This window comes from Streptomyces sp. NPDC057099 (assembly GCF_042671245.1).
GTDB classification, from domain to species: Bacteria; Actinomycetota; Actinomycetes; order Streptomycetales; family Streptomycetaceae; genus Streptomyces; species Streptomyces purpurascens.
The window spans coordinates 83,871-96,501 of the sequence record NZ_JBHUTX010000029.1 but is presented as its reverse complement, the minus strand read 5'-3'; the positions used below and the strand labels follow the sequence as shown (position 1 = coordinate 96,501).

Genomic DNA, 12,631 nt, shown 5'->3' with positions numbered 1-12,631 from the left:
ACTTTCGTGCGGTCCCGACCTGTCGGTTTGTTCTTCGGGGCGGGGCCGCTCCATGGCGGCCCGGCCCCGAGACGGACGGCGGAGGGGCTCATGTCCGAGAACGAGACACAGGTGCGCGGGCACTGCGACACGCGGTTCACGGCGGTACGCAGGGCGTTCGAGGAGAACTTCCGGGAGCGGGGCGAGCTGGGCGCCGCGGTGGCCGTCACCGTCGGCGGCACGACGGTGGTGGATCTGTGGGGCGGCTGGGCCGACGCGGAGCGCTCCCGGCTGTGGGAGCCGGACACGCTGGTCAACGTGTGGTCCACGACCAAGGGCCCGGTGGCGCTGTGCGCGCACATACTCGCCGACCGGGGGCTGCTGGAACTCGACGCGCCGGTCGCCGACTACTGGCCCGAGTTCGCGGCGGCGGGCAAGGAGAAGGTCCTCGTACGGCATCTGCTGTCCCACCGCGCCGGGCTGTCCGGGCTGCGCGAACCGCACTCGCTGGAGCAGCTCTGCGACTGGGAGCTGACCACACAGCGGCTCGCGGCGACGCAGCCCTGGTGGGAACCGGGAACCCGGTCCGGCTATCACGCGCTGACCTACGGCCATCTGGTCGGCGAGGTCGTACGACGGGTCTCCGGACTGCGCCCCGGGGCCTTCCTGGAGCGGGAGGTGACCGCGCCGCTCGGGATCGACTTCCGCATCGGACTGCCCGAGAAGGACTCCGGCCGGGTGGCCGAGCTGGTCCAGCCGCCGGTGGCGGCGAGCAGTGAACAGGCCGCCGTCTTCGCCCAGTTGGCCCCGGCTGCGGTCGCGGCACTGACGAACCCGCCGGTGTCCGCCGCCGGGGCCAACACGGCCGGGTGGCGGGCCGCCGAGATTCCGGCGGCGAACGGGCACGGCACCGCGCTCGCGGTCGCCGCGCTCTACGGCGTCTTCGCGGGCCGCGGTTCGTACGGAGACCACCGCGTCCTGTCCGCCGAGGCGGCCGAGCGGGTGCGCGAGGGGCAGGGCAGCTGCCGGGACCTGGTGCTCGGCGCCGGGTTCGAGAACGAGACGGAGGCGGGGCTCGGGCTGTGGCTCAGCGGGTCCAACGGCTCCTACGGACCCAACCCGCGCGCTTTCGGTCATGACGGCTTCGGCGGCTCCTGCGGGCTCGCCGACCCGGAGGCGGAGGTGTCCCTGGGGTATGTGATGAACCGTATGGGGCCTCATATCGCGGACGACCCGCGGAAGACGGCACTGGTCGAGGCCCTGTACAACGCGCTGCGACGGCGGGCTCGGGCGGTCCTGTTTCGGCCGAACCGCCCGGCCGCCCTTCCCGTCTGGTTTAGACCAATGCTAGATCTGGTGGCGCACCGAGTCCGTACCACTACCGCACGTCACCACCAGGAGGCGCGGCATGGCCCGCACCACCCCGCACGACCACCCGCCGGCCGAGGAAGAGCCCTTGTACCGGCGGATCGCGACCCAGTTGCTCGGCGAACTGCGCGACGGCCGCATCCCGCCCGGTGAGCGGCTGCCGGGCGAACGGCGGCTGGCCGAGCACTTCGGGGTCAGCCGGGAGACCGTACGGCAGGCGCTGGAGCTGCTGCGCCGTGACGGTCTGGTCGCCACGGACCGGCGCGGCAGCCATGCCACCCTGCCCGGCCTGCCGGTGGAAACCCCGGCTTCACTCGCCTTCCCGGTCGGCGCGGCGGCCGCCACTCCGGGCACGGTCGCCCGCGCCACCGTCACCTGGGAGCCGCCCCCGCCGGGCCACGCCGAGGCCCTGGGACTGGCCCCGGGCCGGCCCACCCTCGTCCACACCTACCGACACGCGACCGCCGACGGACAGGGACTGCGGACCGCCGTGACGTCCTTCTCGGCCGTGGCCCTGGCGGAGGTGGAGGAACTCGCCCGCTACCGCGACCGCGCCGACGGCACCGCCACCGCACACCTGCGACGGGCCTACGACTGGATGCGCCGGGCCGGACTGACGCTGCACCACCGCGACGCCATCACCCGCCTCGCGAGCACGCCGTCGGTGCGGGTCACCCGGCAGGTGCACGACCAGTACGCGCGCCCGCTGGAGATCACCGACCTTGTCGTGGACGCCCAACAGGACGCGCTGGTCTACGAGTTCACCCTGCCGGGCCGGTCCGACTAGACCGGCGACCGGGCCACGACCAGCCGTACCCGCGGGCTGCCGTCCCGTCGCGGTCCGAACTCCGGCAGGGCGTGCAGGTCCACCCGGAAGCCGGCGCGTGCCAGCTCGCGCTGAACGTCCCCGAAGCGGAACGCGCGGTAGTACATGACGAACGGAGGCCGCCACAGCGCGTTCCGCACCCGCATCACCGCGTCGAAGCCGAGCAGCATCCAGTAGCCGAGCGAGCCCGGGCGGGGCGGGGCGACCAGCGGGAACGCGAAGCAGCCGCCCGGCCGCAGGACCGAGCGGACCTGCGCGAACAGGGCGGGCAGCTCACGGGGCAGGAAGTGCCCGAAGGCCCCGAAGCTGACCACCAGGTCGAAGGCGGGCGCGAAGGGCAGGGCTCGGGCGTCGGCCCGGACCCAGGAGACCGGCGGCCCCACGGGGCCGACCCGCTCCCGCGCGATGTCGAGCATGCCCGCGCTGAAGTCGACGCCGGTGACCCGCTCCCGGCACACCCCCGCCAGCACGCCGACGCCCGCGCCGGTGCCGCAGCACAGGTCGAGGCCGGCGTCGAAGGGTCCCATCCGCCGCAGTGCCGACCCGACGGCGTCGAGGACCGCTTCGGGTGTCCGGAAGGGGGTGTGGTCGAACTTCGGCGCGAGGAGGTCGTAGCCGCGCTCGACGGACGACAGCGCCTGGACGGCGAGCTCACGCAGGCTGGGGCCTTCGGGGCTGAACATCGGCTCAGCCTAGGGGAGCCCGCTGCTTGAGGACGGTGAGTACGCGCTCGCACCAGCGGAGGTTCTCCTCCTCGAAGCCGATGCCTCCCATGAGGGTGAGGTACGGACCGACGCGGTCGGCCTCCCGCAAGTACTCCTCCTCGCTGCGGCCGGCCAGCAGGCGTTCGCGGACGCGCAGGTAGCGGGCGAGCTTGCCACGGGACCACGCCTCGCGCTCCTCGACCAGCTCACGGGTGGCCTCGGGGTCCACGCCGTCCATGGCCTGGATCTTGATGAGGAGTTCGTCCCGGATGGCGGTGGGCCGCCGGGGCGGTGTGGCGGCGAACGTGCGCAGATCCTCACGGCCCGCCTCGGTGAGCGTGAACATCCGCTTGTCGGGCCGCCGTTCCTGGCGCACGACCCTGGCCTCGATCAGCCCGTCCCGCGCAAGACGCTCCAGCTCCCGGTAGAGCTGCTGCGGCGTCGAGGCCCAGAAGTTCGCGAGCGACACGTCGAACACCTTGGAGAGCTCGTAGCCCGAGGCCTCTCCTTCCAGGAGGGCGGCCAGAACGGCGTACTTCAGAGACATGTGGACACGGTAACAGCGGTTGACTAATCTCATCCGCACCTACTCAATAAATTGACCAAGGCAGGTTCGATGCGTGCATTCCGCGAGGCCATCGAGGCGGACGACCTCGACGCCGCCGAGGCGCTCCTGGCGCCGGACGTCGTGTTCACCAGCCCGGTCGTGTTCAAGCCGTACGCCGGGAAGGCGATCACGGCGGCGATCCTGCGCGCCGTCGCCGGCGTCTTCGAGGACTTCCGCTACGTGCGCGAGATCAACGACGCGGACGGCCGCGACCACGCCCTCGTCTTCACCGCGCGGGTGGGCGACCGGGAGATCAACGGCTGCGACTTCATCCATGTCGACGAGAACGGACTGATCGACGAATTCACCGTGATGGTGCGCCCGTTGTCGGGGGCACAGGCGCTCGCGGCGGCCATGGGCGCGCAGTTCGAGCGGATCGCCGAGGAGGCGCGAGCACGCTCGGTGTGAGCGACGCGTCTGGTTGGATGGCCCCATGACGTCCGCCGAGCACGACGCGCTGATGCGGGCCAACCAGGCCAACTGGGACGCCCGCACACCCGTCCATCTCGCCAGCCGGTTCTACGGCCTCGACCAGGACCTCGACCCCGAGCGCTGGTTCGCCCCCTTCGAGTGGGAGGACCTCGGCGAGCTGGCCGGGCGTGACGTGCTGCATCTGCAGTGTCACCTCGGCACCGAGACGATCGCCTTGGCCCGGCGCGGAGCCCGTGCCGTCGGCCTCGACTTCTCCGAGGCGTCGGTTGCGGCCGCGACCCGTATCGCCGCGGAGGCCGGGGCGGACGTGACGTACGTACAGGCGAACGTGTACGACGCCGTCGAGGCCTTGGACGGGCGGCAGTTCGACGTCGTCTACACCGGCAAGGGCGCCCTGTGCTATCTGCCCGACCTGGACCGATGGGCGGAGGTCGTCGGCCGGCTCCTGCGGCCGGGCGGCCGGTTGTACGTCGTCGAGTTCCATCCCCTCCTCAACTCCCTCGGCCCGAAACCGGCTCCGGGCGACGGCCCCGAGCTGCTGCTGCGCCACGACTACCTGAGCGGCGGCGGCCCGGTGCGCAGGGACGCGACCCGCACCTACACGGACGGCCCGGCCGTCGAGGGCGCCACGGACAGCTACGAGTGGATGCACGGAATGGGCGAGGTCGTCAACGCGTTGACCGGAACGGGACTCACCGTGCGGCGGCTGCGGGAGGGCGACGAACTTCCCTGGCAACGCTGGCCGCAGATGGTCCGTACGGAGTCCGGCTGGTGGCGGCTGCCCGAGCCGCGGATCCCGCTGTTGTACGGGCTGTTGGCCGGCCGCTGAGACGACGGCCTAGGCACAGGTCATTCCCCCGGCATCTCGTGCCGTGGTACAGTACGGACAGCACTCGTGCACGCCCGGGTTTCGGGCGCCGGTGCCAGTTCATTTCTTCTCTTTCTCTCTGATTCCAGCACCACCTCGCTGAGCAGGACGTTCTTCGTCGTAGCCATGGTGCTGTGCTGTTCTCGCCGCCCGGAGGCGTGCCCCAGGCCCTCCCCTCGCGGCTCTCTCCCCCTTCCTTCGCATGTCCCATGCCGTCCGTCCTCGAAAGGACACACCACCATGACCACCACACTGGAAAACCCACCCGTCCAGCAGCAGTCCCAGTCCCAGACAGCCCAGACCGCGACCGGTGTCCTCGACATCGACTCGGCCGGGAAGGGGCATCTGCGCGGCGAGGACTGCCTGCCCACCCCCGCCGACCCTCCGGTCTCCCCCGCGCTGATCCGCCGGTACGGCCTGCGCAAGGGCGACCTGGTCGAGGGCGTGCGCGGCGACCGGCGCGGCCTGACCGACGTCGTACGGGTCGACGGCCGTGAGCCCGGGGAACCGCGCGGCCGGCGTCACTTCCGGGACCTGACTCCGCTGCATCCGCACGAGCGGCTGCGTCTGGAGCACCCGGCCGCAGGACTGACCGGACGGGTCGTCGACCTGATCTCGCCGGTCGGCAAGGGCCAGCGCGGGCTCCTCGTGGCCCCGCCCAAGACCGGCAAGACCGTCATCCTCCAGCAGCTCGCGGCCGCCGTCGCCGGCAACCATCCCGAGAGCCGGCTGATGGTGCTGCTGCTCGACGAGCGGCCCGAGGAGGTCACCGACATGCGGCGCAGCGTGCGGGGCGAGGTGTACGCCTCGACGTTCGACCGCAGTGCCAAGCAGCACATCGCGCTCGCCGAGCTCGTGATCGAACGGGCCAAGCGGCTCGTCGAGGCGGGCGAGGACGTCGTCATCCTCCTCGACTCGCTGACCCGGCTGTGCCGGGCGCACAACAACGCGGCCGCGTCCGGTGGCCGCATCCTCACCGGCGGCGTCGACGCGTCCGCGCTGACCGGCCCCAAGCGGTTCTTCGGTGCCGCCCGGGCCGCCGAGGAGGGCGGCTCGCTCACGATCCTCGCCACCGCCCTGGTGGAGACCGGCTCCCGGGCCGACGACTTCTACTTCGAGGAGCTGAAGAGCACCGGCAACATGGAGCTGCGCCTGAGCCGCGACCCGGCGTCCCGCCGCGTGTTCCCGGCCGTCGACATCACGCCCTCCGGCACCCGCCGTGAGGAACTCCTGCTGCCTCCGGCCGAGTTGGCGGCCATGCACGGCCTGCGGCGCGTGCTGCAGAGCCGGGACGGCCAAGGCGGTCTGGAGACCCTTCTGGAGCGGATGCGCGAGACGCCGGACAACGCGACGTTCCTGCGGCGCATCCAGCCGACCCTGCCATCGGACTGACGGACATCCCCCCGACCACCCCGTCTCGGGAGGTCGCCGGTGTGGCATCCGGGTGCTCGCGGACGCCGTTCGGCCCGGTCGTCGCCGTGCAGAGCACATCCGTTTCTACGTTAATCATATGATCCTCGGACTCTCTTTCCGGATGGCCGTATCGGCCGGTGTGCTCTGTGCCGTAGGGCTCCTGGCGGTGGTGCCCGCCGCGGCGGACGTCTCCGGCAGGGCGGAGCCCAGTGCGCCCGCCGGGCCGAGGGCGGCGGCCCCGCATCCCTCGCTGCTGCACCGCCCCGGTACCCATGTCCACCCGCGTGCCGGGGTGCCCCGTCTCCCGGAGGTCTCCGCCCTGTCGTGGCTGGTGGCCGACGCCCGCAGCGGAGATGTGCTCGCCGCCCACAACGCGCATCGCAGGCTGCCCCCGGCCAGCACCCTGAAGACCCTGTTCGCCCTCACGGTGCTGCCCGCGCTGCCGTCGAGCGGCCGGCACACGGTCCGCGAGGAGGAGCTCAGGGGTGTCGGTGCCGGCAGCAGCCTGGTCGGGGTCGCGGAGGGCCGTACCTACCGGGTCGCCGACCTCTGGCGCGGTGTCTTCCTCAACTCCGGCAACGACGCCGTGCACGTCCTGGCCGAACTGAACGGCGGCTGGCGGGCCACGGCCCGGCGCATGCAGGCCGAGGCCCGCTCCCTGGGCGCCTACGACACGCGTGTGCTGTCGCCGGACGGCTACGACACGCCGGGCCAGGTGTCGTCGGCGTTCGATCTGGCGATCTTCGGCCGGGTGGGGCTGCGCAACCCGGACTTCGCCCGCTACTGCGCCACGGTCGAGGCCAGATTCCCCGGCGGGGGCGGCTGGTCGTACGCGATCCGCAACACCAACCGGCTGCTGAGCGGCACCCGCGGCGTGCAGCCGTACCGGGGGCTGATCGGCATCAAGAACGGCTACACCAGCAAGGCGGGCAGCACGCTCGTCGCGGCGGCGCGCCGGGGCGGGCGCACCCTCGTGGTGACCGTGATGAACCCTCAGGAGGGCGGCGGGGCCGCCGTCTACGAGGAAGCGCGCTCACTGCTCGACTGGGGGTTCCGGTCGGCCGGGAGGGTCGAACCGGTGGGCTCGCTCGAGACCCGGCGGGCACCCGCGCGGCCGGGAGCGACGACGCTGCCCGCGGCCGCCGCCGCGGCCGTGCCGGAGGAAGCCGCCTCCGCCTGGACCGAGGCGGGGCTGATCTTGGGTGCCGTCGGGCTGGGCGCGGCGGTCGTCGTGCTGGTGCTGCGCGTGCCGGTCCGCCGGTCCGAGGGGAGTTGACCGACCGGCAGCCACAGCAGCAGACCCAGAGTGATCCAGGCGTAGGTGTTGCCGCCCAGGAACCCGTCGACGCCGGACGCGTCGTCGAACCACAGCCACACCACGCTGGTGCACAGCACGGCGTACAGGGCGCCCGCGACCCGCGGGTGCCCGGTACGGACCAGCACGGCGAAGGACGGCAGCAGCCACACCAGATGGTGCACCCAGGTGATCGGGCTGACGAGGCAGGCGGCGAGGCCGGTCAGGGCGAACGCCGCCGTCCAGTCCCCCGCGGCGACCGCCCGCCGCACCCGCACCGCCCACACGCCGAGGATCAGCAGGACCGCCGCCGCCCACACCGCCCGGTCCGGTTCGCCGAGGCGGGCCAGAATGCCCTGCACCGACTGGTTCGAGACATAGCCGAGGCGCCCGACACGGCTGGTGTCCCACAGCGCGTCGGTCCAGTAGAAGCGCGAGGCGTCCGCGTCGACCCAGGCCGCGAGGCCTGTGGCCCCGAGGGCGACGGCCGTGGCGAGAGCCGCCGCGCGCCACCGCCGGGCCACCAGCAGCAGCCCGATGAACAGCGCCGGCGTGAGCTTGATCGCGGCCGCGAGCCCGATGCCGATGCCCGCCCAGCGTCCGCTTCCGTGTCCGGTGGCGAGCAGCGCCGCGTCGGTGAGCACGAGAGCCAGCAGCAGCAGGTTGACCTGACCGAAGCTGAAGGTGTCGCGGAGCGGTTCGAACAGTGCGAGCAGGCAGGCGATCAGGGCCCAGCCGTACCAGCCGTGACGCCGCCGTTCGGGGCCGGTGAGCAGACGCAGGATCACGGCCAGGGCCACCAGGTTGAGCAGCAGGGCGACGGCGATCGCGGTGCGCAGGTCCAGCAGGGCCATCGGCAGCATGGCGACCGCGGCGAACGGCGGGTAGGTGAAGCCGTAGTTGGTGCCGGGCACCCGGTAGTCGTAGATCCGGCCGCCGTGATGGACCCAGGTGTCGATGCTGCCGTAGTAGACGCGCAGGTCGAACCAGTCGCGCAGCAGGGGCACGGTGGCGGTGAAGACGGTCACCACCGTGGCGAGGGCGAGCAGGAGCAGCAGTCGTCCGCGGTCGGTGCGCGGCGGGGCCGGGGTCATGCCGCGCCTCCCGGCGCCGGGGCGAGTTCGGCCTGGCGGGCTTGCCACAGCACGACGACCGCGAGCGCGCCGCCGGAGACGGCGAGGACGAGTTGCCCCGTGTCCGCCGCGCCGCCGCTGGGCAGGACGCAGAGCGCGAGCACACCGGTCACGGCCGCCGTGCGGTGGCGTACGGAGGTGCTGGGCGTGGCGGCGGCGATGAGGAACAGGCCCCACAGGGCGTACCAGGGGCGGATCGCCGGGCCGAGCGCGGCCACCGCCGCGAGGCTCAGGCCCAGGGCGTAGACGGGGCGTGGGCGCAGCCGGAGCCATATCAGCACGATCGCGACGACGGCCGCCGCGATACCGAGCGCGTGCCAGGCGGGGATCGCCAGGGGCGCGAGGTCGCTGCCCAGGTGTTCCAGCAGGGCCCGGGTGGCGCGGCCGAGCAGGGTGGTCAGGGCCCAGTTCTGGGGGGAGACGGGGGTGTTCAGGGCGCTGATCCAGCCGTACCCGGTGCCGGCCACGGCCGTGGCGGCGACGGTCGTCCCCGCGGCGGCGACGGTGGTGGTCAGGAGGGCCTTCGCCGGAGTGCGGCCCGCGCGCACCTGGAGGACGACGACGGCGGCGAGGCCGAGCACGGCGGGCGCCTTGACCAGGGCGGCGAGCGTGACGAGGACGGCTCCGAGGACCGGCCACCGGCCGAGCGCCGCCACCAGGCCGACGCCGAGCAGGCCGAGCATGACGGCGTCGTTGTGGGCGCCCGCGACCAGGTGCAGCAGGACGAGCGGGTTGAGGGCGCCCAGCCACAGTGCGGCGGACGGGTCGGCGCCGCTGTGGCGGGCGAGCCGGGGCAGTGCGGCCGCCATCAGGGCCACGCCGGCGACCGCGACGAGCCGCATCCCGAACAGCCCGGCGGGCAGTTCCCCCCGGGTCAGACCGGACAGGGCCGCCACCACGGCGAGGAACACCGGGCCGTACGGGGCTCCGGTGTGCCGCCAGAGCGGGGCGACTTCGTCGGCGAGCGGGCCGCCGAGCCGGGACGGCCCGTGCGCGTACACGTCCATGTGCGCGTCGACCATCGCCCCTTGGGCGAGGTAGCTGTAGACGTCCCGGCTGAACAGCGGCGGGGCGAGCAGCAACGGTGCCGCCCAGACGGCGAGGACGAGCAGCAGGGCCCGGGGAGTGGGCGGCCTCGGCCCGCGCACCAGCCGGCCCAGCAGCGCCCAGGCCGCGATCAGCAGGACGACGCCGAAGTACACACCGACCAGTCCGAGGGCAGCGCCGGCGGAGGCCGGATGGAGGAGGTCCCGTACGGGCAGGGCGCCGGCTGTCTCACCGCCCGCCGCGAGGAAGGCGGTACCGGCCAGACCGAGTATCCGGCAGCGGCGGAGATCGACGGGGAAAGCCATGGCCAACACTCAGTCAGGGTGTCGGCGTCGGGTGGCCGGAAGCTGACGGGGTCTGTTCCGGGAGGAAGCGGCAGTGTGACCGGCCGGTGATCGGGTGCGGGCCGGTGGGGGCTCGCGCGCCTGAGGGGCGCTCGACAGCCGTCCTCAGAACACCGACAGGCCCGTCAGCGTCGTGAATCGGTCGAGGGCCGCCATGCCCGCCACCGAATTGCCGCGCTCGTCCAGGCCCGGGCTCCACACGCACAGCGTGCAGCGGCCCGGGACGACGGCGATGATGCCGCCGCCCACACCGCTCTTGCCGGGCAGTCCGACGCGGTAGGCGAAGTCGCCCGCCGCGTCGTACGTGCCGCAGGTCAGCATGATCGCGTTGATCTGCTTGGCCTGGCTGCGGGTGAGCAGCCGGGTGCCGTCGGCGCGGACGCCGTGGCGGGCCAGGAAACTCGTGGCCAGGGCGAGGTCGGCGCAGGACGCGGTGACCGAGCACTGCCGGAAGTACTCGTCGAGCAGGACCGGCACCGGGTTGTCGATGTTGCCGTAGGCGGCCATGAAGTGGCCGAGAGCCGCGTTCCGGTCGCCGTGCGCCGTCTCGGAGGCGGCGACCTCCTCGTCGAAGGACAGGCCGGGGTTGCCGCTCTCCGCCCGCAGGAACGCCAGCAGTTCGCCCGAGGCGTCGCCGGTACGGGTGTGCAGCCGGTCGGTGACGACCAGGGCGCCCGCGTTGATGAACGGGTTGCGCGGGATGCCGTTCTCGTACTCCAGCTGGACGAGGGAGTTGAAGGGGTTGCCGGAGGGCTCGCGGCCGACGTGCTCCCACAGGGCGTCGCCCTCGCGGGCCAGGTCGAGGGCGAGGGTGAAGACCTTGGTGAGGGACTGCGCGGAGAACGGCTCCCGCCAGTCCCCCACGCCGTACACGGTGCCGTCGGGTTCGGCGACGGCCATGCCGAACCGGCGGGGGTCACGGGCGGCGAGCGCCGGGATGTAGTCGGCGGGCCGGCCGCGGCCGGGAGTCCGCTCGATCTCCTCGGCGATGCGCTCCAGGACCGGCTGGAAGGTCGTCGACGATGTCATGATCACCATTGTCCCTCGGTGCCGGTCCCGGTGCGCTCGGCAGGCCCTGGGTCAGGCCGTCGGAGCCGGGCCGCTGCCCGCGAGGACCTCCGGGCGCAGCAGGCCGGCGAGTGTCTCGGCGGGCAGCAGGCCCTTCTCCAGGACGAGTTCGGCCACGCCCCGGCCGGAGACCAGGGCCTCCTTGGCGATGTCGGTGGCGGCGGTGTAGCCGATGTGCGGGTTGAGGGCGGTGACCAGGCCGATGGAGTTCTCGACGGTGGCGCGCAGCGCCTCGGTGTTGGCGGTGATGCCGGCCACGCAGCGTTCGGCGAGGGTGAGGCAGGCCGCGCGCAGATGGGTGATGGACTCCGACAGGGAGTGCAGGATGATCGGCTCGAAGGCGTTGAGCTGGAGCTGTCCGGCCTCGGCGGCCATGGTGATGGTGACGTCGTTGCCGATCACCTCGAAGGCGACCTGGTTGACGACCTCGGGGATCACGGGGTTGACCTTGCCGGGCATGATGGACGAGCCGGCCTGCACCGGCGGCAGGTTGATCTCGTTGAGGCCGGCGCGCGGGCCGGAGGACAGCAGCCGCAGGTCGTTGCAGCTCTTGGAGAGCTTGACCGCGATGCGCTTGAGCACGCCCGACATCTGGACGAAGGCGCCGCAGTCCTGGGTCGCCTCGACCAGATTGGCCGCGGTCACCAGGGGCAGGCCGGTGATGGCCGCGAGGTGGCGGCGGGCCGCCTCCGCGTACCCGGCGGGAGCGTTGAGGCCGGTGCCGATCGCCGTGGCACCGAGGTTGATCTCATGGATCAACTCGACGGCCTCGGCAAGACGGGACCGGTCCTCGTCAATCATGACCGCGTATGCGGAGAACTCCTGGCCGAGCGTCATCGGGACCGCGTCCTGCAACTGTGTACGGCCCATCTTGAGCACGTCGTGGAACTCGACGGCCTTGCCGGCGAAGGTGTCCTGCAGGACGGACATCGCCGAGAGCAGCCCGCGCACCGCGAACACCGTGGCGATCTTGACGGCGGTCGGATAGACGTCGTTGGTGGACTGGCCGAGGTTGACGTCCTCGTTCGGGTGCAGGTGCTGGTACTCGCCCTTGGCGTGGCCCAGCAGTTCCAGCGCCCGGTTCGCCACGACCTCGTTGGCGTTCATGTTGGTGGACGTGCCGGCGCCGCCCTGGACGACGTCGACCACGAACTGGTCGTGCAGCTTGCCGTCGCGTATCTCGCGGCAGGCGGCGACGATGGCGGCGGCCTTCTTCGGCTCCAGCAGGCCGAGTTCCTCGTTGGCGAGGGCGGCGGCCTCCTTGACGGCGGCCAGGGCCTCGATCAGGTGGGGGTAGGACGAGATGGGCATGCCCGTGATGGGGAAGTTCTCCGTGGCACGCAGGGTGTGGACACCCCAGTAGGCGTCGGCGGGCACATCACGGTCGCCGAGCAGATCGTGTTCGGAGCGGGTGGCGGCGGTCATGAGAGTGCGGGTCCTCTTTCTGAGGGGTGAGGGTGAGTCGCGCCCCATAGGGGCGCGGGGAACTGCGCGATCAACCACGAACGGCCCGCAGACCGGCTACCACCCGCAGTCCCCCATCGGTTC

The 12,631-nt window shown here is 72.5% G+C and carries 10 protein-coding genes and 2 pseudogenes; 6 read left to right on the top strand and 6 right to left on the bottom strand.

Features of this window, described 5'->3' with window-relative positions; genetic code table 11:
• Window positions 1–90: 90 nt before the first annotated feature.
• Together ACFT4A_RS28750 and ACFT4A_RS28745 are read left to right on the top strand one after the other, a co-directional pair.
• Window positions 91–1,254, top strand: a pseudogene (locus ACFT4A_RS28750) (serine hydrolase domain-containing protein); the annotation flags it as partial.
• 133 nt (window positions 1,255–1,387) lie between these two features.
• Entirely contained in the window at window positions 1,388–2,134 is a 747-nt protein-coding gene (locus tag ACFT4A_RS28745) for a GntR family transcriptional regulator (protein WP_382835430.1), read from the top strand.
• Here ACFT4A_RS28745 and ACFT4A_RS28740 read toward each other — a convergent pair.
• Window positions 2,131–2,856, bottom strand: coding sequence for a class I SAM-dependent methyltransferase (locus ACFT4A_RS28740; RefSeq protein ID WP_382835427.1), 726 nt, complete (start codon window positions 2,854–2,856; stop codon window positions 2,131–2,133). The genes ACFT4A_RS28745 and ACFT4A_RS28740 overlap by 4 nt on opposite strands.
• A gap of 4 nt (window positions 2,857–2,860) precedes the next feature.
• On the bottom strand, window positions 2,861–3,424 hold the full coding sequence (locus ACFT4A_RS28735; protein WP_382835424.1) for a PadR family transcriptional regulator: 564 nt from the start codon (window positions 3,422–3,424) through the stop codon (window positions 2,861–2,863).
• Window positions 3,425–3,493: 69 nt separating this feature from the next.
• Here ACFT4A_RS28735 and ACFT4A_RS28730 point away from each other — a divergent pair, with 69 nt between their 5' ends.
• From ACFT4A_RS28730 to ACFT4A_RS28715, 4 genes and pseudogenes are all read left to right on the top strand, one after another.
• Window positions 3,494–3,892: a nuclear transport factor 2 family protein gene (locus ACFT4A_RS28730; protein ID WP_376385407.1), complete on the top strand. Its 399-nt coding sequence runs from the start codon at window positions 3,494–3,496 to the stop codon at window positions 3,890–3,892.
• Window positions 3,893–3,917: 25 nt separating this feature from the next.
• Window positions 3,918–4,745, top strand: a complete 828-nt coding sequence (locus ACFT4A_RS28725; RefSeq protein WP_382835421.1) for a class I SAM-dependent methyltransferase — start codon at window positions 3,918–3,920, stop codon at window positions 4,743–4,745.
• A gap of 279 nt (window positions 4,746–5,024) precedes the next feature.
• Window positions 5,025–6,176, top strand: a complete 1,152-nt coding sequence (gene rho, locus ACFT4A_RS28720) for a transcription termination factor Rho (protein WP_382835418.1) — start codon at window positions 5,025–5,027, stop codon at window positions 6,174–6,176.
• A gap of 118 nt (window positions 6,177–6,294) precedes the next feature.
• A pseudogene (locus ACFT4A_RS28715) lies at window positions 6,295–7,131 on the top strand (D-alanyl-D-alanine carboxypeptidase family protein); the annotation flags it as partial.
• Between the two features lie 83 nt (window positions 7,132–7,214).
• On the opposite strand, the gene ACFT4A_RS28710 reads toward ACFT4A_RS28715, so the two are convergent.
• The 4 genes from ACFT4A_RS28710 to aspA form a co-directional block, all read right to left on the bottom strand.
• On the bottom strand, window positions 7,215–8,585 hold the full coding sequence (locus tag ACFT4A_RS28710; protein ID WP_382835415.1) for a glycosyltransferase 87 family protein: 1,371 nt from the start codon (window positions 8,583–8,585) through the stop codon (window positions 7,215–7,217).
• Window positions 8,582–9,976, bottom strand: a complete 1,395-nt coding sequence (gene mptB / locus ACFT4A_RS28705; RefSeq protein WP_382835412.1) for a polyprenol phosphomannose-dependent alpha 1,6 mannosyltransferase MptB — start codon at window positions 9,974–9,976, stop codon at window positions 8,582–8,584. The genes ACFT4A_RS28710 and mptB overlap by 4 nt, the downstream gene beginning before the upstream one ends.
• A gap of 144 nt (window positions 9,977–10,120) precedes the next feature.
• Window positions 10,121–11,053 carry a glutaminase gene (locus tag ACFT4A_RS28700; protein WP_382835409.1) on the bottom strand — a complete coding sequence of 311 codons (933 nt, stop codon included), beginning with the start codon at window positions 11,051–11,053 and terminating at the stop codon, window positions 10,121–10,123.
• A gap of 42 nt (window positions 11,054–11,095) precedes the next feature.
• Window positions 11,096–12,508, bottom strand: coding sequence for an aspartate ammonia-lyase (gene aspA, locus ACFT4A_RS28695; RefSeq protein WP_382835406.1), 1,413 nt, complete (start codon window positions 12,506–12,508; stop codon window positions 11,096–11,098).
• Between the last annotated feature and the right edge of the window lie 123 nt (window positions 12,509–12,631).

Coding starts and splice junctions, on each gene's coding strand:
- ACFT4A_RS28745 (WP_382835430.1), top strand. CDS start 1,388: ATGGCCCGCACCACCCCGCACGACCACCCGCCGGCCGAGGAAGAGCCC.
- ACFT4A_RS28740 (WP_382835427.1), bottom strand. CDS start 2,856: ATGTTCAGCCCCGAAGGCCCCAGCCTGCGTGAGCTCGCCGTCCAGGCG.
- ACFT4A_RS28735 (WP_382835424.1), bottom strand. CDS start 3,424: ATGTCTCTGAAGTACGCCGTTCTGGCCGCCCTCCTGGAAGGAGAGGCC.
- ACFT4A_RS28730 (WP_376385407.1), top strand. CDS start 3,494: ATGCGTGCATTCCGCGAGGCCATCGAGGCGGACGACCTCGACGCCGCC.
- ACFT4A_RS28725 (WP_382835421.1), top strand. CDS start 3,918: ATGACGTCCGCCGAGCACGACGCGCTGATGCGGGCCAACCAGGCCAAC.
- rho (WP_382835418.1), top strand. CDS start 5,025: ATGACCACCACACTGGAAAACCCACCCGTCCAGCAGCAGTCCCAGTCC.
- ACFT4A_RS28710 (WP_382835415.1), bottom strand. CDS start 8,585: ATGACCCCGGCCCCGCCGCGCACCGACCGCGGACGACTGCTGCTCCTG.
- mptB (WP_382835412.1), bottom strand. CDS start 9,976: ATGGCTTTCCCCGTCGATCTCCGCCGCTGCCGGATACTCGGTCTGGCC.
- ACFT4A_RS28700 (WP_382835409.1), bottom strand. CDS start 11,053: ATGGTGATCATGACATCGTCGACGACCTTCCAGCCGGTCCTGGAGCGC.
- aspA (WP_382835406.1), bottom strand. CDS start 12,508: ATGACCGCCGCCACCCGCTCCGAACACGATCTGCTCGGCGACCGTGAT.